This is a genomic window from Saccharothrix luteola, assembly GCF_020859565.1.
Taxonomy (GTDB): domain Bacteria; phylum Actinomycetota; class Actinomycetes; order Mycobacteriales; family Pseudonocardiaceae; genus Actinosynnema; species Actinosynnema luteola.
In genome coordinates, this window is sequence record NZ_JAJHUO010000019.1 from 45,643 (window position 1) to 66,575 (window position 20,933).

Genomic DNA, 20,933 nt, shown 5'->3' on the forward strand with positions numbered 1-20,933 from the left:
CTCGTCGGTGTCCGATGTGGGAATTTTCCCACCATTGACGGCGGTCGACAGCTGGGTGTTAAGGTGGACCTATGTGCTTCCACCTTCGACAGAAGGTGGGAACAATCCCACGCGGGAGTGTTGTCGAGCGTCTGTCCGGCACCTCGTCTCCCACGAGCTCCAGCATGGCCACAGCCAACCACCGGTCCAAATGCCGTGCCCGATTTCGGGCATGGCCGACCCGCGACCACGGAGGTGGCCATGCGTAACGGGTCCGCGACGTTGTCGATCTTCGGTCAGGCTTGGCTGGACCGCGCGCTGCCGGACCCGAGCGGACCGGCGATCGGTCCGGTGCGCGGAGCTCGGTGTCGCGGATCGTCAGGTAGCGGGTGCGCAGGTGGACGTCTCCGGCGTGCTCGACGGCGGTGATCGCGGCGTCCGGGACGCCGTCCATCCACAGCCGGGTGACGCCGTGCATCTCCCGGTCGCCTTCCTTCCAGAACCGGTGGGGAGGCGTGGCGTCAGCGCATTCGCGCAGCGTTTCCCACGCGTGGGTGACGTCGCCTGACTTCCGCTGTGGTTCGACGAGGGTGAGCAGCGTGCCGGCCTTCGCCGAGCCTGGCTCCGCTGCGGCGACGGCTTCCTTCTGCACCTCGATCGCCTTGATGAGGAAGCCGAGTCGGGCGAGGTCGAACCGGCCTGCGGGCTCTCGGCGGCGGGTCCGACGGGAATCGCGCCCGTTGGGTGCCCAGCCACTCTTCGACGATGGCGTCGGGGTAGTCGGGTGCGCCGTCCGGATTCCGCGGACCGGTGATCTCGTGCAGGGTGTGCTCCCGATCGGGCTGGGAGCTGGACCGCACGGCCTCCACCGTCGCGTCGACGCCCGCCGTCAACGGGCCGTCTCCATTCCGTCTGATCTGAAATAGGTCACGGATAGACTCCGGTGAGCCTCCTGCCCGGTGGTCACGCACGTCAATCGGCAAAAGAGTGCTGGTTCGATTTTCCTGATCTCAGGCGGAAAGCCCATTTCCCATGGCATTCGACGGTCGGAGGGCCCCGGTTCGGCGCCGGTCGCCGCGTGCACCGGCGCGTGTGGTGCGAACGACCGATGTGGCCCGGTCCGTCACCCGAATAGCCTATCGTGCGCGAGACCGAGGCGACTGGCTGCTCCCGAGGGTGTTCGGTGCCGTCCGCACGCCGTGCCGGGTCGCGTCGATCCGGCCGGTACGGCCAGTCGCAGCCGAGCGGACGAGAGAGAACCGAATGACCAGGGACAACAGCCCCGAGGCGGTCGCCGAGTTGGACCGCCTCGAGGAGGCGGTCAAGGCAGCGCCCGCAGGGGACACGACGGCGCAGATCGCGCTGTGGCGCCAGGCGACCTCGTTGGAGCACTGGTTCTTCATCGCGCGGGGCTCGGCGGACCGACCCCGTCCCTATGCCGTGGCCGCCGAGCAGGGGTCGATGATCTGCCTCTACAGCAGCGCAGCACGGGCTAACGAAGCCGCCCGTGCGCTCGGCCTGCTCGACCCGGAGGGCGACGCGGCGCCGTTGCTGGGCGTGCCGATGCCGGCCGCGATCGACTACGTCGCCTCGTTCGGCCAGGCCGGCGTCTTCGGTGTGACGCTGGACCACCCGCGGCTCGGTCACTACATCCCGCTGACGAACCTGGGGCTGCTGAAAAGCTGGGTCGAGAGGTTCGGGCCGTGAACGGCGCCGGTCCTCCGGCCGACACTCCGTCGAGGATCCCGGCTCGGTGGTAGGCGGCTCGTGCAGCGCAACGGGGCCAGGCCGCCGAATTGCTCGAACCGGTCGAAGCAGCGCTCGACGACGTCAGGCGGCGTGCGAGGTCGGTGACCGCGTCGACTGCGGTCGCGGTCCGGCTTCCCGCGGGCTGGTCCGCTTACTCGGCGACCGACTTGCCCGCCAGCGCCGCGAGTGCGTTGCGCAGCGCGGTCGGGTCGGGGGTGCCGGCGAAGACCTTGGCCACGTAGCCGTCAGGGCGGACGAGGACCGTGTTGGTTCCTGGTCGGACCGGGGTGGTGACGCGCACGCGGTCTTCCCAGCCGGTGACGTCGCCCGTGCCCACGAGCACGAAACGGCCGCCGCGCAGGGCCTCGTAGAGCCGGGTGCCGCCGGCGAGGGCCACGTCGGGCATCCGGGTCCCGGTCAGTCGGTGCTCGCCGCGGGGCGCGCGGTAGCGGAAGCCGAGTGCGGACAGGCGGCCGGTGATCCCGCGGTGGATCGCGGGGACGCGCAAGGCGGTGCCGCCGACCAGACCGCGAAGGGTGCGGAGGACGCGCGATCGTGCCATCGCCAGCCTGATCATCGTGCCGCTGATGCGCAGGACTTCCTCGCCGACCGGGTGGCGTTCTGCCTGGTAGGTGTCGAGCAGGGCGTCGGGGGCGCCGCGGAGCACGGCCGCCAGCTTCCAGCTCAGGTTCGCCGCGTCCTGCAGGCCGGTGTTCATGCCCATGCCGCCGGCCGGGGAGTGGACGTGGGCGGCGTCGCCGGCCAGGAACACGCGACCCACGCGGTAGTGGGGCACCTGCCGCTCGTCGCTGTGGAAGCGGGACAACCAGCGGGCCTCGTGCATGCCGAAGTCGGTGCCCAGCGCCCGCTTGGTGATCGCGCGGACCTCTTCCAGCTCCAACGGGGTGTCGTCGCTGACGTCACCGCGCCGGTCCCAGGCGAAGACCCGCCACCAGCCGTCACCGAACGGGGCGATGAAGGTGAACTCGGAGCCGGATCCGTTGACCGTCAGCGTGTCCGGCGGCGTCTCGCGCAGCCGCACGTCCGCCAGCATGATCGACTTCAGCACCGACTTGCCCGGGAACGGCTGGCCGAGCGCGTGGCGCACCGCGCTGTGGAAGCCGTCCGCGCCCACCACGTAGTCCGCGCGGTACGTGCCGCCGGTCGTGTCCACCTCCGCGCCCGTCGCGTCCTGGCGCACCGCGGTCACCGCCGCGTCGTGCACGATCTCCACCCCCGCCCGCAGCGCCCGCGCGAGCAGTGCCCGTTCCACGTTGTACTGGGGTGTCACCAGCATGTGCGGGAACCGGCTCGGCAGCCTGCCGAGGTCCACGTGCACCCGGTCGAACAGCCGGATGTCGGTGACGCGCGCGGCGCCGGTCGGGTCCAGCTCCTCGGCCAGCCCGCGGGCGTCGAGCATCTCCAGCGTGCGGGCGTGCACGGCGAACGCCCGCGACAGGTTCGACACCCGGCCGTCCCGCTTCTCCAGCACCGTCACCGCGACACCGGCTTCGGCCAGGTCGCCCGCCACCAGCAGTCCGGTGGGGCCCGCGCCGACCACGATCACCTCGGTCATGTCCGCCTCCCTCAAGTCAACACCTGTTTGCCAACGCTTGTTGGCAAACAGTAAGCCGACTCCGCTCGACATGTCAACAGGTGTTGGCCTACAGTTGTTGTCATGACGGACGACGGCAGCGCGGGGACCAAGGCGCGCCGCTCCGACGCGACCAGGGCGGCGATCCTCACGGCCGCGCGGGAGCGCTTCGCGGCGGACGGCTACGAGCGGGCGACCATCCGGGCGATCGCCGCCGACGCGAACATCGACCCGTCCATGGTCATGCGCTACTACGGCAACAAGGAGAAGCTGTTCGCCGCCGCCGCGGAGTTCGACCTGCGGCTCCCGGACCTGACCGGTGTGCCCCGCGACGAGATCGGCACCCGGCTGACCGGGCACCTCGTCGACCGCTGGGAGCACGACGACACGCTCATGGCGCTGCTGCGGGCGGCTGTCACCAACCAGGCGGCGGCCGACCGCATGCGCGAGCTCTTCGCGGCCCAGCTGGGACCCGCGGTCGCGGCGCTGGCCGCCGATCCGGCCGAGGCCCCGGTGCGGGCCGGGCTGGTCGCCACCCAGGCACTCGGGTTCGCGCTGAGCAGGTACGTTCTTCGCCTGCCGCCGGTCGTCGCGCTGGACCGTGCCGCGGTCGTGGCCTGGCTCGGCCCGACGGTGCAGCGGTACCTGACCGGCGAGCAGGGGGAGTAGGCGCGGACGAACCGAACCCGATGCGCAGCGAGGCCTGCGGCACGACCAGGCCGCCTGGCGAGCGGCGCAGGCAGGTGATCCTCGGACAGCGCCCTCACGCGCGGGCGTGCCTTGGCCCTGGTCTTGTCGTCCTGCACGTCTACGCGCCGCTGCTTGATCTCCCGCGCCGGGTCTCCTCCGCTCGGGCGCGGTGATCAGCGGTCGCGGGGTTCGACGTGGTGCTCCATCCGCACGGCGACGCGCTCCAGCGCGGCTCGGTGCCGGAGTTCGTGGTAGTCGCAGAACGTCAGCTGCCCCTCCGGTAGCACCACGCGCATCCATGCACCCGCACCGCACCGGTCACACCGGTCTGCGACGGGGTTCAAGGCGGTCGTGATGGTGTCGAGCGCGGTCGTCATGGTTGTCCTCTCTCCTCTGTTGCTCCGGTGCTTCGTCTCCGGCACGCCGGAGCACCCGAACCAGGACGCGGTGGGCCGCGTGGAGCCGGGGCAGGTCGTGGCCGAGCACGTCAGTCGCACCGCCGACCTGCTGCTGGAGCGGTCGCAGGTGCCGGCCGAGCGGGTGGACGCCGGCCGGACGGCCGTGGTCGACCTGTGCTACCGGTTGGCAGACGGCAGCGCGCACGTCGTCGCGGCCCGCGGCTTGGAGCACGTTCCCACGACCTGATGCGGCCGGCGGCCACATGCCCGCACAGCGGCGGTCGGTCAGCCGGCGGGCCGGGGTCCTGCGGCTCGGCGGAGGCGGTTGGCGATCGCCAGTCCCAGCCCGTCCTCGGTCGGCAGGGAGGCAATGACGAGGTCGCACCCATCCTGGTCGAGTGCGCGCAAGAACCCGTACAGCCCGCGCGCGTAGTCGGGCATCGAGGCGGGGACGGCGATCACCGCGTGCGCCGCCACCGGGGCGTCCGCGGCGGAGGGCGGGAGCAGGATGCCGACCCGGTGACCTCGTGCGCCGGCGAGTTCGGCCTCGGCGAGGAGGTCCTCGGGTTCGACCAGGACGACTCGCGCCTGCGGCGCGTAGTGGGACGGGTGTTGACCCGGTACCCGGACCTGGCTCGTCGAGTGGACCGCGAGCGGGTGCCCCAGCACGTCTTCGAGCTCCTCGCGGGCCACTCCGCCCGGTCGGAGGATGGCGGGGACGTGGCCGGTGGCGTCGACGATGGTCGACTCGAGGCCGACCTGGCAGGGACCGCCGTCAAGGACGAAGTCGACGGCGTCGCCGAGCTCCGCCCGGACGTGGTCGGCGGTCGTGGGGCTGACCGAGCCGAAGCGGTTGGCGGACGGGGCCGCCACCGCGCCGCCGAACGTCGTCAGCAACGCGAGCGCGACGGCGTGGTCGGGCACGCGCACGGCCACCGTGTCCAAGCCACCGGTCGCTTCGAGCGGCACCCGGCGACCGCGCGGCAGGACCAGGGTCAGCGGACCCGGCCAGAAACGTGCGGCGATCAGGCGCGCGGCGGGGGGAACGTCCCGGACCCAGTCGTCGAGGTGCTCCGCACCGCCGATGTGGACGATCAGCGGGTGGGATGGCGGGCGTCCTTTGACCTGGAAGACGCGCCTGACGGCGGTGGGGTCCTCGGCGTTCGCGCCGAGACCGTAGACGGTTTCGGTCGGCACGGCCACCAGGCCGCCGTCACGCAGGACACCCGCGGCTTTTTCGATGTCGGTGGTTGGAGCGGACATCCACGCGATTCTTCTACCGCGACCACCGGCAGCGGTTCCGGGGTCCACCGACGGGCACACCCCGGAGGCGGGACCGGCTGGTGGGCGGTTCCCGCCGCTCGGGTCACGTCGGGTCCGGTTCAGGTCGGCGCGTCGGTGAGCGGGCGGGCGCGACCACAGGCCCACGCCGGACACCACTCGCCGCCGCGCACCAGCGGGCGTCCTCCCGGGCCACGTGCTCGATCGGCCGGGGAGCGGAACACCGGTCCGCGGCCCGGTTGGTCTTCGGTCAGGTGCTCGTCGACCCCTTCACCGAACGCGTCCGGGTGCCGGTGTTCGGGCCCGACCGATCGTGGAGGTGAGTCCGGGTCACGGGACACGGGGCGAGCAGGGGTCCACCTGACCGCTCGTGCCGGCGTGCGGCCGGGGCCGGTGGAGGGGATCAAGGGGTCGGTACGGCGGTCGCCTCTCGGCGAGTGGTACGACGCGGCTCCAGCCGAACGGTGTTCCGCGAAGGCGTTACAGGTGGGGCCCGGGGGACACGGACCGCACCGACCACCCTGGAGAACCGTACGACGCGCCTCGGTTCCCCGTCGGAAGTGCCCTCCGCCACCCGGTGGAGGAGCGGCCGATCGGCATAGCGCGTTGCTCCGAGATCACTCGATCGAGGTGCTTGACCATCGATCGCCCTGGGTAACCACCTGCGGTGACGGAAGGTGACAACGCACCGGTCAACCCCGACCCGCCCCACTCGCCGGGCACGCCGCGCCTGGACGGCCTGGACGTGCGGGCCCCGGACGTCGAGCGCACGGCACCGACCGGCCAGGACGTCAGCCACGACGCGGCCGCAGCGGAACCGCCGGACTGACCACCGACCCGGCGCGGGCCCGGTCGCTCCGGCGACGCGCGATGTGCCGGCGCCGGACGGGGAGGTCGTCACGAGGGTGCCCCGCGCACCTGCCGTCGGGACGACGGAGACGTCACCTCAAGCCCCGAGCTGACCGGGGCATCGCCGACTTCGCGGTATGTCGTGGCGGACCTCGTCGAGCCGGTGGCCGTCGCCCGCGCCGCCGTGCGGGAGGTCGCACCGCCGCCTTCCGGGGCCACCGCCTGTTTCGTGCCGGACCCGGCGGTGAGCGCCTTCCGGTCTCGGGTTCGCTCGACGTGGCGTCGCAGCGGGCCCCGGGCGGCCGAGTCGGACGGCGTCTTCGACACCGCGCGGCTGAGCATCCCCTTCGCCGTCGGCGCGGATGACCACCGCGTCCGGCGGCCACCGCGGAAGGGGGCCGGCACGGCGCTGCCCGCGTCGACTGCGGCCCTGCGGGTGTGACGACGATTCGGAAAGGGCACGTTATCGGCGTGGTGGCAGCGGTCCCGCCGCCGGACCCGCGGGAGCGGGACGGTGGGCGGCACTGATGGAGGAGGCAGGGTGATGGACGGCAGACCGCGGGGCAGGGTGGGCGACAAGATCACCGATGTGGTGATCCGGCGCCTGGACGACGTCACAGGCGCGTTGGCCGGGTTGTGCGCGGTCCTCGAGCAGGAGGAGGACTTGTCGGCGATCCTCGACCGGGTCTGCAACCAGGTCGGGCACGCGATCCCCGGTGCCGACATGGTGAGCGTGACGCTGTTGTCCGACGAGGGTCCGGTGACCGGGGCGATGACCCGGCAAGACGCGTTGCAGGTGGACCTCGCGCAGTACCGGGCCGAGGAAGGGCCGTGCCTGCAGGCCGCGCGGACAGGTCAGCTCGTGCACGCGGTGGCGGACGAGCTGCCGAACCGGTGGCCGGCCTTCGCCGAGGAGGTCTCAGGGTTCGCCGTGGCCGGCTTCCTGTCGGTGCCGTTGTGCGTCGACGAGGAGGCCCCGGGGTCGCTCAACCTCTACAGCGAGCGGACCGACGGCTTCCGAGCGCTCGACGTGGCGCTGCTGGAGCTGTACACCACCGCTGCCGAGGCGGCGATGCGCAACGCCCGCCGCTACTTCAACGCGCGTGAGCAGACAGCCCAGCTGCGGCAAGCGTTGACCTCGCGGGCGGTCATCGACCAGGCCAAGGGCATCGTCATGGCGGTGCACCGGGTGGGCGCCGACGAGGCGTTCACGATGCTGGTCGAGCGGTCGCAGCGCGAGAACGTCAAGCTCCGCGACTTCGCCGAGCGCTTCGTCAACGACCTCCTCGCCGCCGAGGACTGACAAGTGGTCCGGTCGGGGCGTCGTCAGCGCGGGCGTGCCGCTGTCGCAAGGGTTCGGGCGGACGACGGACCGGGCACCTGGCGTCCGTGGACGACTTCCTGGGCATCTACCTGAAGGACCAGCTCGCGATGGGCGTGTTGTGGCGCGAGCCGGCGCGGCGCGCGCAGCGCAACAACCGCGGCACCGAGCTCGGCGCCGCTGTGGGAGGTGTCGCGACTGCCATCGCGGAGGATGTCGAGACGTTCGCACGATCATGCGACGGCTCGGGGTGCGCACCGACCCGTCAAGACCGGCCTGGCGCTGGGTGCCGAACGCCTCGGCCGCCTCAAGCGCAACGGCCGGCTGACGACGTACTCGCCGTTGAGCCGGTTCGAGGAGTTGGAGTTCCTCGCGATGGGCATCGACGGCAAGAAGCAGCTCTGGACGACCCTGCGCGACCTCGCGGGGCTGCGGGAACGCCTGCCCGACGTCGACTTCGACCACCTGATCGACCGGGCCGCGCGGCAACGCGCCGACCTCGAACCGTTCCGCGTCCGGGCCGGCGCCGACGCCTTCATCACCCGCGGCCTGCGGTAGTGCGCCCCGGCCGCGTCCCGTCGGCGGTTGACCGAGCGGGCGGCCGGGACCCCGCTGCCGGTCACCGCCCAAGGTGTCCCACCACTCCTGCCTCCTCCGACGGCACGCGACCGACGACATAGGCGGCAAGGGGTTCAGACCGGTCGTGGTGGGTAGCCTGCCGGTGCCGTGCCATGGGTACGGCGGGACCGCGCCAGTGGTGGGCCAGGCTCGACGCGGTGCCGTTGAGCAGACAGCGCGCCCCACGGCGGTCTGGTCGCGGGGGGGGGGGGGGGGGGGGGGGGGGGGGGGGGGGGGGGGCGGCCCCCCCGCCCCCCCCCCCCCCCCCCCCCACCACCGAGGCGCACCGCCCACGTCATCCAGTGCATCGACTTGGACGAGTTCCGGAGCCGGCGGTCCAGGAGAATCGACGCCACGTGGCGAACCGCACCGTCCGGTCGTGTCCACCGCCGCTATGGTCGAGCCGTGAGTGCCGAGCGGGACGTGCGGGCATGGCCGCGTCTGGCTGGCTTGGCGCACGCGGTGTACGGCACGGACGGTTTCGACCTCGCGCTGCTCGACCCCGCCGACCGCACCACGCCGCGGGTCCTCATCGGGGAGTCGGCGGAGAAGTTGGTCCACCTGTACGGCGCCTGTGACCGCGACCGCACCTGGCCGCGGCTGGTTTCCGCCTCGTCGTGTCGTCGGCTGAGCGGGCGGTGTCCGCGCCCGACCGTCGCGACCGGTCCTCAGCCCGGTTGGTCGACCGTGATGACGACCTTGGCCCGGGCGTGCTCCAGTTCGAGGTACCGGACGGCCTCCGGGGCCTCGGGCAGCGGGTACGTCCGGTCGATGACCGGGACCACCTCGCCCGACTCCGCCAGCCCGGCCAGCGTCGCCAGGTTCTCCCGGCTCGTCTTCGTGTTCAGCGCGACGAAGCGCTGGCTGACGAAGCGGGACGTCAGCGCGGCCTTGACGCTCAGGCCCATCGGCCCGACGAGGCTGCCGCCGTCCGACACGCCGCCACCGCTGAGCACCAGGACCCCCTGGGGCGTCAGGGCCCGCCGGAGGTCGGTCAGGGAGCGGTTCGCCACGAGGTCGAAGACGACGTCGTAGCGCTGCCCGCTCGCGGCGAAGTCCTCTTCCTCGTAGTCCACGACGTGGTCCGCGCCGATCGCCCGGAGCAGGTCGACGTTCCTCGTGCTGCACACCGCGGTCACCTCGGCGCCGAACGACTTGGCGATCTGCACGGCGAACGTGCCGACGCCGCCGGAGGCCCCGTTGACCAGCATCCGCTGTCCCGGACGGGCTCCGGCCAGGTCGCGCACGCCCATGAGGGCGGTGTTGCCCGCCACCGGCATCGCCGCCGCCTGCTCGAACGTCAGCGCCGCCGGCTTGCGCGCCACCAGTTCCTCCGGCGCGCACACGTACTCGGCGAACGCGCCGTCGGCGAAGCCGAGGTCGCCGAACACCTCGTCACCGGGTCGGAACCGGGTCACGCGCCGGCCGACCGCCTCCACCCGACCGGCGAAGTCACGACCCCGGATGCGCCGCTTGGGACCGGACCAGCCGAAGGCCGCCGGCATCACCACGCGCGCGAGGCGCGGGTCGCCGCGCATGACGTGCCAGTCGGCTGCGTTGACCGACGCCGCGTGCACCCGGACCAGCACCTCGTCGTCGGCCGGTGTCGGGGTGTCCACCTCCGCCAACCGCAAGGTGTCGGACGAGCCGTAGCGGTCCTGGACGATCGCCTTCATGGGGGCCTCCGTGGCGTGCGGGTGCGTGGCCGGCCTGCCGGAAGCGTCGGCTCTGGCGGCGACGGTAGAGGAGCGCACGCCGTGCGGACATCAGGGAGGAACCCTAAGGGGGACACGGATTTCGCGGCACGGCGTCGTCAGTTGGAGTGGGCGGTGATCCAGCGGGTCAGGACGTCGAGGTAACCGGGCGCCAGGTGGCCGCCGTCGACGAGGACGCGGTGGTCGGCGCCCGGGAACACCTCGACGGTCAACGTCGCCCGCGGGTCGCGGTCGGGGTGCGTGGCGGCGGCGGTGAACAGCTCGACGCTCTCGGTGACCGGGACCAGCTCGTCCGCGCCGCCGAAGACCGCCAGGTGCGGGCAGCGCAGGCGCAGCGCGTCCGGGATCGGGTCGTGGTCCAGCTTGCGCTTCATGGACTCCCAGAGGCGCTCGTCCACGTCGGCCCAGTTCTCGACGAACTCGGGTGGCGACGGCTCATCCTCGAACCGCCGGTTCGCCTCCGCGAAGTCGGCGTCGCGCCGACCGGCTTCGACCACGCGGTCGTATGCGGCCAGAGCGGCGTCGACACCCTTGTCGGTGACGCCTTCCGTCCCCCTCAGCCAGGTGGCCACCGCGTAGCGGTCCTGGGCGGCGTACGTCATGCCCGGTGTGCCGCTGGTGACCACCCACGGCACGTCGTCGCGCAGGGTGGCCGCGCGCAGGACCACCCCGCCGCCCTCGCTGTGGCCGAACAGCCCGGTGGCCCCGGCCCGCACGCCGGGCTGACCGCGCAGGAAGTCCAGCGCGGCGGCGGCGTCGGCGGCCAGGTCGGCCGGCGTCGAGTCGCGCCAGTCGCCGGACGAGCCGCCGACGCCGCGCTTGTCGTAGGACAGCACGGCGAACCCGGCGGCCACCAGGTGCGCGCGGATCGCCGGGAAGTAGCCGCCGTTGTCCCGGTCGGACGGTCCCGAGCCGCCGACCATGACCACGGCGGGCGCCGGCTCGCCGGTGCCGGGCGCGGTCAGCGAACCCGCCAACGTCACGCCCGCGCCGGCGACGGTGATGTCGCGAAGGTTCCCCATGGGATCGAGTATCACCCGGCCGTGGTCGTGGCGGGCGGGTGCGCGGCGGCGGTTTTATCGTCGGCCCAGGAGGTCCACGTGGTCGAACGGGTGGAGGTCGGGCGCGGCGCGCGGCGCGCGGTGGTCGCGGTGATCATGCTCGGGATGCTCCTCGCCGCCCTCGACCAGACGATCGTGGCGACCGCGCTGCCGACCATCGTCAGCGACCTCGGCGGTGGCGGGCACCTGTCCTGGGTGGTCACGTCCTACCTGCTCGCCGAGACCGTCATGACCGCGCTGATCGGCAAGTTCGGCGACCTGTTCGGCCGCAAGCGGGCGTTCCTGACCAGCGTCGCGCTGTTCCTGGTCGGCTCGTTCCTGTGCGGTTGGGCCGATTCGATGACGTGGCTCATCCTGGCGCGCGCGGTGCAGGGGCTCGGCGCGGGCGGGCTGATGGTGACCTCGGCCGCCGTCATCGCGGACGTCGTGCCGCTGTCGGAGCGCGGCAAGTACCAGGGGTTCATCGGCGCGGTGTTCGGCGTGGCCACGGTGGTCGGCCCGCTGCTCGGCGGCCTGTTCGTGGACCACCTGAGCTGGCGCTGGGCGTTCTACGTCAACCTGCCGCTCGGCGTGGTGGTGCTGGCCGTCGGCGCGTTCGCGCTGCCCGGCGTGGGTGTGTCCGGTTTGCGTGGCACTGCCCGGCCGAAGATCGACTACCTGGGCATCCTGCTCGTCTCCCTGGCCGCGACCGGCCTCACCCTCGTCACCAGTTGGGGCGGCGTGCAGTACCCGTGGGCGTCGCCGACGATCATCCTGATGGCGATCGGGTCGGTGATCGCGCTCGGCCTGTTCGTGGTCGTGGAGAACCGGGCCGCCGAACCGATGCTGCCCATGCGCCTGTTCCGCGACCGCGTGTTCACCGTGTGCGTGGTGCTCAGCTTCGTGGTCGGGTTCGCGATGCTCGGCGGCGTCACGTTCCTGCCCACCTACCTGCAGTACGTGCACGGCGCGTCGGCCACCCAGTCGGGCCTGGAGATGCTGCCGCTGGTGCTCGGCCTGCTCGTCGCCTCGATCACGACCGGCAACGTGATCAGCAAGACCGGCCGCTACCGGGTGTTCCCGATCGTCGGCAGCCTGCTCATGGTCGGCGGGCTGCTCCTGCTGTCCCGGCTGCAGCCGGAGACGTCGTTCTGGCAGGCGTCGACGTACATGCTCGTGCTCGGCCTCGGTGTCGGCATGTGCATGCCGGTCGCGATGGTGGTCGTGCAGAGCACCAGCAGCTACGAGGACCTCGGCGTGGCCACGTCCGGGGTGAGCTTCCTGCGCACGTTGGGCAGTTCGTTCGGCGTGGCGGTCTTCGGCACGGTGTACGCGAGCACCCTGCCGGACAACCTCGCCGCCGCCGTCCCACCGGGCGTCGACCCGGCCGCCGCGGCGAACGTGCAGGCCCTGCACGCCCTGCCGGACCAGCTCAAGGCCCCGATCATCGCCGCGTACGCCGACACCCTGCACCTGGTGTTCCTGTCCGCCGCTCCGGTCGCCGCGGTCGCGTTCCTGGTCGCCCTGTTCCTCAAGGAAGTCCCGCTGCGCGACACCGCCCGTGCCGCCGCGACCGAGGTGGGCGACAACTTCGCCGCGCCGCACACGTCCGACTCCGGCGACGAGCTGGCGAAGCTGGTCGCCCTGATCGTCAGCCGCGAGCGCCGCGACCCCACGCCGGACGTGCTGCGCGACTCGGGTGTCCCGCTCACGCACGCCCAGGCGTGGCTGCTGGTCAAGGTGTTCCGGCAGAGCGTCGACCACGGCCACGCCACCCTCGAACGACTGGCCGAGGCCACGAAGGTGCCCGCGGGCGTCTTCGAACCGGTGGCCCGCCAACTCCAGACCAGGGGCTACGTCACCGAATCCGACGCCCGCTACCGCTTCACGCCTCAGGGCACCGAGGTGTTCACCGACCTGGTCGCCGCCTGGCGCCGCTGGTTGCTCGTCAAGCTCACCGACTGGCACTGCGACGAGCCCGAGTTCACCGACGCGGTCGACCGCGTGGCCACCGAGCTGACCACCAGCGGCCGGGCGCTGACCCGCCACCCCGTCGCCGTCCGCTGACCGCATTTTGCGGAGAACCCCACTTGCGCCTGTGAAACAGTGACGGCCGGGAGTCACGGTTCTCTCAGGTCGGCGCTTGTCCGGATGCGGCGCGCCGACGGTGGAGGGGGGATGGTCGCATGGTCGTGGACGAAGGGGTGAGCACCACCCAACTGAGGTTGCAAGGCGAGATCGTCGCGTTGTTGGAGCGCTGCGAGAGCCTGCGCGCCGAGCGGGGGCGCACCATGCTGGTGAGCCTGCTGTCCGACGTCCTCGGTGAGCAGGTGCCCTTGGAGGGTTCCGAGGTCCACCTCCAGCTCCTCGGCCTCGTCCGGTGGTGCTGCCGCCACGCCGGCGGGTTGCGCTACCTGGTCGACTGCCTCCGGTTGGTGGACCCCCACTCGCCCGAGACCGCCCAGTTGGTCGAGCTGGGGGACGAGTGGGTGGCCTTCCGGGCGCTGCCGACGGGGGACTGGGACCGGCTGGCGAAGGCGTTGCGGTCGGTGCGGCTCTCCGACGACCCGTTCGAGGAGCGGCGTGAGCTGCGCCGCCTGGCCGACGTGGCCACCGACGGGCACTGCGACGACCTGCCCGCGCGGTGCCGGTCCGTGTGGTCGCTGTTCCTGCACCTCGCCGACCACAACGCCGGTCCGGGCGCCCTGCTGCCCGCCATGGTGCTGGTGGACTGCCTCGCCGGACGCCTCGAGGACGGCGCCCTGGCGGCGGAGCTGCGCCGCTGCAACTGGAGGTTGGCGGAGAAGTTCGAGGTGACCGATCTGGTCGAGGAAGCCCGTTGGCGCAACGAAACGAAGGCCGACGGCGATGACTCCGATGTGGTGCACCTCGTCTTCGAGGTCGATCCGGATCCGGTCGACCAGGCCAAGGTGGTGCTCTCGCACTGGTTGAACTGGGAGGGTGCCGGTTGGCACGGCCGTCGTCGTGGTGATGCCGCGATCCGGCGGGACGACTTGGAGGCGGAGGTCGACCGGGTGATCGCGGAGTTGGAGGCCGAGTTGGGCGTGACGCCGGCGGCCGAGCACGTCAGTGCCATCGTGGTGGAGTTCGCGCTGCCCTGGGAGATGATCAACACCGCGGTCGAATTCTGGCCGAAGGCTTCCCCGGCCGATGTCAGCGTGCCGTTGGCGGTGGATCACCCGGTGTTGGTGCGGAGCCTGGAGCGGACGCGGGCGCAGCGGTACTGGTTGGTGTGGAAGCAGCGGTGGAACGCGATCTCCGCGGAGGCCGCGCGCCCGTACTGGAGTCGGACCAACGGCGGGTGGGACCTCACCGGCATGGCGGTGGACCTGAACGACACCTCGATCGTGTCGCTGGTGCTCAGCGAGCCGCCGGGTGATCGTCGGGGTAGGGCGTGGCACGAGGCGGCGATGGCGTTCAGGGCCGGCATCCCGATCATCATCTGGGATCGGGAGGACTGTTCGACCAGTCACTTCCACGAGGCCGTGACGCGGTTGTTCGCCGAGGGGGAGGTGCGTCGGTTGCCGGATCGGTTGGCCCGGTTGCGCCGGGAAGCGCTGCGCACGAATGAGTCAGATGGGCCGCACGCGGGCCGGAGTCTTGCCGTATTGTGGGACGACGCGGAGCGTCTACCGGAACCTCTGGCCTCTGGGTGGGGTTCGCAGGGAGGTATCTGATGCCGAGTCGGCGTGCCCCCGATACCAGACGCACAGTGGTTGCTAATTCACCTGTTAGGCGTAGCAGTCGGTTCACTCGAAATGGTGAGATAGTAGTCGATTCCCAGGTGTATCCCCGATTATCCTCCCTGTTCGGAATCGATCCACTTCGTCAACGCGCACTGATGCCGCGATGGGGCGCTAAGGTGGTGCCCAAGCCATGGTTCCCTGATTCCGGGCGCACTGGCATTGAATCGGCTCATCGATCCGAACCCGGGTGTCGTGCCCGCACCGGAAGGATGTGACGGTGCGCGTCGACCCTGAGGACGGTGTCGCGGGTGTGACCGCAGGTCCGGACGCCCACGAGTGGACGGCGGAGGCGCTGCGGGACGTGCTCGCGCCCCTCGTCGGCCAGTCCCGCGACCTCGTGGTCGCGGTCGATGACGGTCCGGCGATGTCGATCTGGGGGTCGACTGTCGAGTCCTTCACCCGTGCTCTCGTCGAATCCGGGGTTTTCGGTGAGGTCACCGTGTGCGCCCTCGGCGTCGACGACGGCGGTCGGGCGGTGCTGCGCGGCTCCGGCGGGGCGAGCCCGCCGGACATGGTCGGTTCCGGGCGGCGTCTGCTGCTCGCGCTGACCGACGCCGTCGACCCGGCCTGGCGGTCGGGTGGCGCCTGGACGTCGCTGCGCGAGCTGGGCGCCGCGCACTCGGTGGCCGTGGTCAGCCCGCTGTCGTGGTGGACCGCCTGCCGCACCGGCCTCGACCTGCACCGACTGCGCCTGCGGGCGTCCGAGCCGGGCGCGCCGAACCACTTCTACGAGTGGGAGCCGCAGGTCGACGTGCCCGGCCTCTACGACGACCTCGGTGACGTGGTCCCGGTGTCGTTCGTCGAACTGGCCCCGGCGGGTCTGCGCGAGTGGGCCACCCTCGCCGCGGCCGCCGGGTGGGCGAACCTGGGCGCGGCCCTCGTGCCGGTCGGGTCGGACCTGGCGCCCGGGGCGGTGCCGGACCACTCGGATGATGTGACCTTCAGCGCCGCGGAACTCGTCGCCGCGTACCGCTCGACCGCCTCGAAGGTCGTGTTCGACCTCGCCGTCCACTGCGCCGTCGCGCCCCTGGAACTGCCCCTCCTCGTTCGCATCCTCGAGCTGCTGCACCCGGAGGCGGGCCGCCCGGCCCTGTCGGAATTCCTCGGCGGCCCGCTGGTGGCGATCGTGCCGCGCGGGTCCGACGACCGCGAGAATCGAGTGGTCTTCAGGTTCGTGCGGGAGGGCATTCGGGAGGAACTGCTCGCGCACGGCCGTCGTGTCGACACCGAGCGGGTGCGCAAGGTGGTCCGCCATTACCTGGATGAACGCCGGCCGGTGGTGGCGGGGTTCGAATGGTCGCTGGACGACGAGCCGGTATCGGTCACTTCGCCCATTGTCGCGTCGCCGCACGTGGCCGAAGCCGAGCGAGCGGTGCTGGGGGCCTGGTCAGGGGTTCACCTCCACCGCTATTCCACGCCGCAAGAGCACCCCGGAGTAGAGCCGCCGTCGGCCGTCGGGAATGATGAGGCGCGCGCGGTTATACACGCTGACGAGCATGACCGAACACGTGTTCGTGAGGACACGGTCGACGTCGATCGAAATGCGGGAGGATTAGAGGTGACTGCCGTCGAGCAGGAAGAAAGGAGAAGGACTCTCGCATCGCCCGTCTTCGGCGGAGTGCCACCGAGGAACGTCAACTTCACCGGGCGGGCGGACCTCCTCCAAGAGCTCGAACGGCGTCTGGTCCGGGGCGGGACCGCGGCCGTGCTGCCCGAAACGCTGCACGGCATGGGCGGGGTGGGCAAGTCTCACCTGGCCATCGAGTACGCCTACCGCAACCGCGCGAACTTCGACCTGATCTGGTGGGTGCCCGCCGAGCGGTCGGTCAAGATCGTCAACTCGTTGGTGGAACTGGGACAACGCCTGGGCCTCGAAGGCGGCGCCGAATCGAACGTGGCGGTCCAGCAGGTGCTCGACGCCCTGCGCAGCGGCAACCACGCCAAGGTCCCGACCAACTGGCTGCTCATCTTCGACAACGCCGACAGCCCCGACGCCGTGCAGGAGTACCTGCCCACCGGCGGCACGGGACGCATCCTGGTCACCTCGCGCAATTCCCAGTGGTTGAGCGTCGCCCGCCCGCTCGAGGTCAACGTGTTCCAGCGCTCCGAGAGCGTTCAGCTGTTGCGCCGACGTGACCCCGAACTCAGCGAGGAGGACGCCGGTCGCCTGGCCGAGGCGTTGGGCGACCTGCCGCTCGCCATCGCGCAGGCGGCGGCGTGGCGCGTGGAGACGGGCATGCCCGCCGACGAGTACCTGGAACTGCTGGCCGAGAAGCAGCTGGAACTGCTCAACGTCACCACGACCCTCGACTACCCCGAGTCGGTGGCGGCGATGTGGGACCTGTCGCTCAACGAGCTCAAGCGCAAGAACCCGTCGGCGCTGCGGTTGCTGCAGGTGTGCGCCTTCCTGTCGCCGGAGCCGATCAACCGCACGATGTTCAGCTACAGCCGCAACATCACCGGTGTGCCGCCCGAGCTGTCCCGGGTCCTGCGCGACCGCTTGCGGCTCAACGAGGCCATCCGCGACATCAACCGCTTCGCGTTGGTGCGCGTCGACCACCGCACGAACTCCATCGAGCTGCACCGCCTCGTCCAAGCCGTGCTCATCAGCCAGATGAACGAGGGCGACCGCGCGGTCATGCGCAACGCGGCGCACCTGATCCTGGGTGAGAACGACCCGGAGGCGCCGGAAGAGCCCGACAACTGGCCGACCTACGTCGACCTGAGCGCGCACCTGGCCGCCTCGAACGCCTACGAGAGCGATGCCGAGTCGGTCCGGTCGCTGCTCCACAACCAGGTCCAGTTCCTCTACCGGTGGGGCGAGCACAAGCGCAGCGCCGAGCTGTCCGAGCGGATGTACAAGAACTGGGTGGAGCGGTTGGGGGAGGACCACCCGGAGACCCTGCGGATGGGCCGTTGGTACGGCTTCATGCTCTGGGTGGAGGGCCGGTACGCCGAGGCGACCCCGTTCAACCTGGAACTGCTGGACCGGCATCGCCGCGTTTACGGTGAGGAGCACGAGGCAACCATCGTGGCCGTGGGCCAGGTCGCGTCGGACAAGCGGGCGGAGGGCGACTTCGTCGGTGCGCTGGAGCTGTCGAAGCGCAACTACGACATCTGCGTGCGCTATCTCGGCGACGAGGATCCGGTGACCCATGGCGCGGCGCACAACCTGGGTGTGAACTTCCGCCTCATGGGTGACTTCGCCTCCGCCGCCACGCTCGACGCCGACACCTGGGACCGGAGGGTGCAGATCTACGGCCAGGAGCACGAGGTACCGCTCAACACCCAGGTCGGCCTCGTCCTCGACAAGAGGGAACTCGGCCACTACCGGGAGGCCGCCGCCGAGCAGGAAGAAATCGTGCGCATCTACGAACGGCGTAGCGAGGGACGACCGCTGAACCCGGCGTGGCTCCGCGCCGTGCGGCACTTGGCTGTGATGCGCAGCAAGGCGGGTGACCACGAGGGCGCGATGCGCGCTGCGGAGACGGCGTTCGAGGGTTTGCGGCGGCGGTACAACCTCGACCACCCCGACGTGCTCGCCGCCGCGTTGGCCCGTTCCGTCGAGCTGAGGCACTTGGGTCGCCATGAAACGGCCGCGCAGCTCGCGCAGAACACGCTGACCCGCTATGCCAAGACGTTGGGAGCCGATCACCCCCACACCCTGTCCGCGGCCGTGAACGTGGCGATCCTCCGCCGCTTGAAGGGCGACTTCGAAGGTGCCCGCGACCTCAACCAGGCGACCTTGGCGGGCTTCCACACCCGACTGGGTGATGACCACCCGTCCACGTTGATCACCGGGATCAACCTGGCCAGTGACCTGCACGCGTTGGGCGACGTGCAAGGCGCCCACGACGCCGATGTCGAGATCCTGCGCCGGGTGACAGCGGTCTTCGGCGCCGACCACCCCACCGCGCTGGCTTGCCAGGTGAACCTCGCTCAGGACGTGCGTTCGCTCGGGCGCACCGACGAGGCGGACCAACTCCACCTGCGAGCGGTGGCCGCCCTGCGTGAACGGCTCGGGCAGCACCATCCTGCGGTGTCCGAGTTGAGCGACCCCCGGGCGCGGGCGAACTGCGACATCGACCCGATGCCGCTCTAACCAACCGGCCCCAGCCACTCGGCGAGGCGCTCCACGTCGGGCGTCTCGCCGGTGGCGGCGATCCTCCTCCGCACGGCGCGGACGAGGTGCGGGCGTTCGAGCAACGCCCGCGACGCCGGACCAGGCGACAGTTCGCGCACCGCGATCCCGAAGCCGGACCACGCGCCGGGCCGGTCCGAGCCCCCGGTGAGTTCGGTCGAGTACAGCGCGTGCGCCCGTTTGTAGTCTCCTGTGACGAGGGCGAAATCCGCCTCGGTCACGTCTTCGGTGATCTTGTGGACGTGACCGGGAGGGTCGAACCGCAACGCGTCGAGCTCCGCTCGGCCCGCCAGGAGGATGCGGGTGAGGATGGCCTTGGCATCCAGCCTGGGAGGTGTGGCGGCGGCCACCACGGGGGAGTGGGTTTCCAAGGGCGGCGCCGGCTCTCCCGCGTGCCATCGCTGGGCGCACTCCAGCACCTGTGCTCGCACCGGGTGCAGGTGCGTGGCGCGCCAGGCCGTGCGGTGGTCCAGTGCTGCTGCCTCTGCGGCTGCGCGCAGTTCGGCGGGCACCGCGGCCTTGTCCAGAGGCTCCAGCCGCTCCGCCAGGCGAGCGGCGAACCTCCGTCCGAGATCGGTCAGCGACGGGTGCCGGCGTAGCGCGTGAAGCGCTTCGGTCACCTGAGTGCGAACGAGGGCGAACTCGAAGTGCGCCAGAGCGGCGTGTGAACCGCTCAGGTGCTCGCGTTGCCTCACCCAGAACTCCGCGACAGCGAGGAAGGCGTTCACCCCTTGGTACAGACCGGATACCGGACGTGGGTCGTCGCGCCACGGCGCGTAGCAGGTGGCCGGCGGGCCCTCGTGGACCAGAGGTGTCAGATGGCTGATCGCGTTCAGCTTGCTGTGCTGGTACTCGTGCACCATCGTCACGGCCAGCTGTGCCGCGTCGTGCGGTTCGGAGATGATCGCGGCGCCGTACCCTTCGCCGACCGACCCGCTGTACGGTCGGAAGCGGTGGGCCGCGGGTCGCGGTGTGATCACCGACAGGCCGCTGGAGAGTTCCCGTGCGCGGTGCGGGTGGTTCTGCTCCAGGATCGTCCACGCCTCGGCGAAGACCTTGTTCCACCGCGTCGCCGATGATTCCGACAATGGGTCGGGATGCTCGGGGACCTCCAATCCCCGGTACGGTCCGGTGTCGTCCAGGTGGATGCGCGGCGCGACGGAACCCGCCTCGTCCCCGAGAAGGCGGATCGGCTCACATTCGACCGGGTGGGCCGTGCCGTCGCTGGTTTTCACCGTCAACCCCGTCGCATTCGCGACCAACGTGCCATGACCCCATTCGGCCGCCTCGGGCACTCGCACGGAACCCAGGCCGGGAAGCACGCCGATTCCATTCCACAGCGGAATAGGAATCGCAAATCGCAGTTTTGCGGACAAGCCCCCCGCGGCGGCCAACAGGTGCAATTGGCCGAGGTGGAACCACACCGGCGCGGTGTCGGTGACCTTGTTCCGGAGGCGCCGCAGGACGTGCGCCAGCCACAGGCCGACCTGCGGACGTGACAGCAGGGCGGCCACCGCTTCAGGGTCGGCGCGCTCGGCGGTGATCAGGAGTTCCCACGCCTCGTCCACGGGTGGCAACGGGTTTTGTGAGGCGTGGTGGTGGCGGGCGTGGTGCAACACCAGGCGCAAGGCGAGTAGTCGCCGTGTCCGCTCGACGTGGTGCAGTAGCGCCGAGGTGCCGCCGTCGGTCCTTTCGGACGCCATGGCGTCGAACTGGGCCAGAGACATGCCGTGGTGGGGCAGCGATAACCCGTGCGCGGAGTTGCAGCCTGCCACCTCGTGGTCGCCCCTC

The 20,933-nt window shown here is 71.2% G+C and carries 16 protein-coding genes and 1 pseudogene; 11 read left to right on the forward strand and 6 right to left on the reverse strand.

Going from position 1 to position 20,933, the window contains the following annotated elements; translation table 11 throughout:
• Positions 1-1,242 precede the first annotated feature (1,242 nt).
• Complete coding sequence (locus LNK82_RS25715; protein ID WP_230569563.1) at positions 1,243-1,686, forward strand: hypothetical protein; 444 nt, start codon at positions 1,243-1,245, stop codon at positions 1,684-1,686.
• 193 nt (positions 1,687-1,879) lie between these two features.
• On the opposite strand, the gene LNK82_RS25720 is transcribed toward LNK82_RS25715, so the two are convergent.
• Complete coding sequence (locus LNK82_RS25720) at positions 1,880-3,304, reverse strand: FAD-dependent monooxygenase (protein ID WP_230569564.1); 1,425 nt, start codon at positions 3,302-3,304, stop codon at positions 1,880-1,882.
• 102 nt (positions 3,305-3,406) lie between these two features.
• On the opposite strand from LNK82_RS25720, the gene LNK82_RS25725 reads away from it, so the two are divergent.
• On the forward strand, positions 3,407-3,991 hold the full coding sequence (locus LNK82_RS25725) for a TetR/AcrR family transcriptional regulator (protein ID WP_230569565.1): 585 nt from the start codon (positions 3,407-3,409) through the stop codon (positions 3,989-3,991).
• 194 nt (positions 3,992-4,185) lie between these two features.
• Here the strand turns inward: LNK82_RS25725 and LNK82_RS48630 are convergent, their stop codons facing one another.
• Positions 4,186-4,389 (reverse strand): DUF7455 domain-containing protein, encoded by a 204-nt coding sequence (locus LNK82_RS48630; RefSeq protein WP_443706263.1) that lies wholly within the window; start codon positions 4,387-4,389, stop codon positions 4,186-4,188.
• A 19-nt stretch (positions 4,390-4,408) separates the two neighbouring features.
• Here LNK82_RS48630 and LNK82_RS25730 point away from each other — a divergent pair, with 19 nt between their 5' ends.
• Positions 4,409-4,657: a hypothetical protein gene (locus LNK82_RS25730; RefSeq protein WP_230569566.1), complete on the forward strand. Its 249-nt coding sequence runs from the start codon at positions 4,409-4,411 to the stop codon at positions 4,655-4,657.
• A 38-nt stretch (positions 4,658-4,695) separates the two neighbouring features.
• Here LNK82_RS25730 and LNK82_RS25735 read toward each other — a convergent pair whose 3' ends face one another.
• Entirely contained in the window at positions 4,696-5,673 is a 978-nt protein-coding gene (locus LNK82_RS25735) for an L-threonylcarbamoyladenylate synthase (RefSeq protein WP_230569567.1), read from the reverse strand.
• 685 nt (positions 5,674-6,358) lie between these two features.
• Here LNK82_RS25735 and LNK82_RS25740 point away from each other — a divergent pair.
• The 5 genes and pseudogenes from LNK82_RS25740 to LNK82_RS48385 all read left to right on the forward strand — a co-directional run.
• Positions 6,359-6,520 (forward strand): hypothetical protein, encoded by a 162-nt coding sequence (locus LNK82_RS25740; RefSeq protein WP_230569568.1) that lies wholly within the window; start codon positions 6,359-6,361, stop codon positions 6,518-6,520.
• A gap of 162 nt (positions 6,521-6,682) precedes the next feature.
• Positions 6,683-6,982 (forward strand): hypothetical protein, encoded by a 300-nt coding sequence (locus tag LNK82_RS25745; protein WP_230569569.1) that lies wholly within the window; start codon positions 6,683-6,685, stop codon positions 6,980-6,982.
• Positions 6,983-7,084: 102 nt separating this feature from the next.
• A complete protein-coding gene (locus LNK82_RS25750) occupies positions 7,085-7,843 on the forward strand; it encodes a GAF and ANTAR domain-containing protein (RefSeq protein ID WP_230569570.1) in 759 nt (252 codons plus the stop codon).
• Positions 7,844-8,074: 231 nt separating this feature from the next.
• Complete coding sequence (locus LNK82_RS25755; protein WP_230569571.1) at positions 8,075-8,419, forward strand: hypothetical protein; 345 nt, start codon at positions 8,075-8,077, stop codon at positions 8,417-8,419.
• Between the two features lie 483 nt (positions 8,420-8,902).
• Positions 8,903-9,049 (forward strand): annotated as a pseudogene (locus tag LNK82_RS48385) (DUF6817 domain-containing protein); the annotation flags it as partial.
• 98 nt (positions 9,050-9,147) lie between these two features.
• Here the strand turns inward: LNK82_RS48385 and LNK82_RS25760 are convergent.
• Both LNK82_RS25760 and LNK82_RS25765 read right to left on the reverse strand, forming a co-directional pair.
• The gene (locus tag LNK82_RS25760; protein ID WP_230569572.1) at positions 9,148-10,155 is read right to left on the reverse strand and encodes an NAD(P)-dependent alcohol dehydrogenase; all 1,008 of its coding nucleotides are present in this window, start codon (positions 10,153-10,155) and stop codon (positions 9,148-9,150) included.
• Positions 10,156-10,292: 137 nt separating this feature from the next.
• Positions 10,293-11,216, reverse strand: coding sequence for an alpha/beta hydrolase family protein (locus tag LNK82_RS25765; RefSeq protein WP_230569573.1), 924 nt, complete (start codon positions 11,214-11,216; stop codon positions 10,293-10,295).
• Positions 11,217-11,351: 135 nt separating this feature from the next.
• Between LNK82_RS25765 and LNK82_RS25770 the strand changes: the two genes are divergently transcribed.
• The 3 genes from LNK82_RS25770 to fxsT all read left to right on the forward strand — a co-directional run bounded on the left by LNK82_RS25770 (position 11,352) and on the right by fxsT (position 19,103).
• On the forward strand, positions 11,352-13,301 hold the full coding sequence (locus tag LNK82_RS25770) for an MDR family MFS transporter (protein ID WP_230569703.1): 1,950 nt from the start codon (positions 11,352-11,354) through the stop codon (positions 13,299-13,301).
• 137 nt (positions 13,302-13,438) lie between these two features.
• A complete protein-coding gene (locus tag LNK82_RS25775) occupies positions 13,439-14,932 on the forward strand; it encodes a VMAP-C domain-containing protein (RefSeq protein WP_230569574.1) in 1,494 nt (497 codons plus the stop codon).
• 286 nt (positions 14,933-15,218) lie between these two features.
• Complete coding sequence (gene fxsT / locus LNK82_RS25780; protein ID WP_230569575.1) at positions 15,219-19,103, forward strand: FxSxx-COOH system tetratricopeptide repeat protein; 3,885 nt, start codon at positions 15,219-15,221, stop codon at positions 19,101-19,103.
• Here fxsT and LNK82_RS25785 read toward each other — a convergent pair.
• Positions 19,100-20,917 (reverse strand): HEXXH motif domain-containing protein, encoded by a 1,818-nt coding sequence (locus LNK82_RS25785; RefSeq protein ID WP_230569576.1) that lies wholly within the window; start codon positions 20,915-20,917, stop codon positions 19,100-19,102. The genes fxsT and LNK82_RS25785 overlap by 4 nt on opposite strands.
• Between the last annotated feature and the right edge of the window lie 16 nt (positions 20,918-20,933).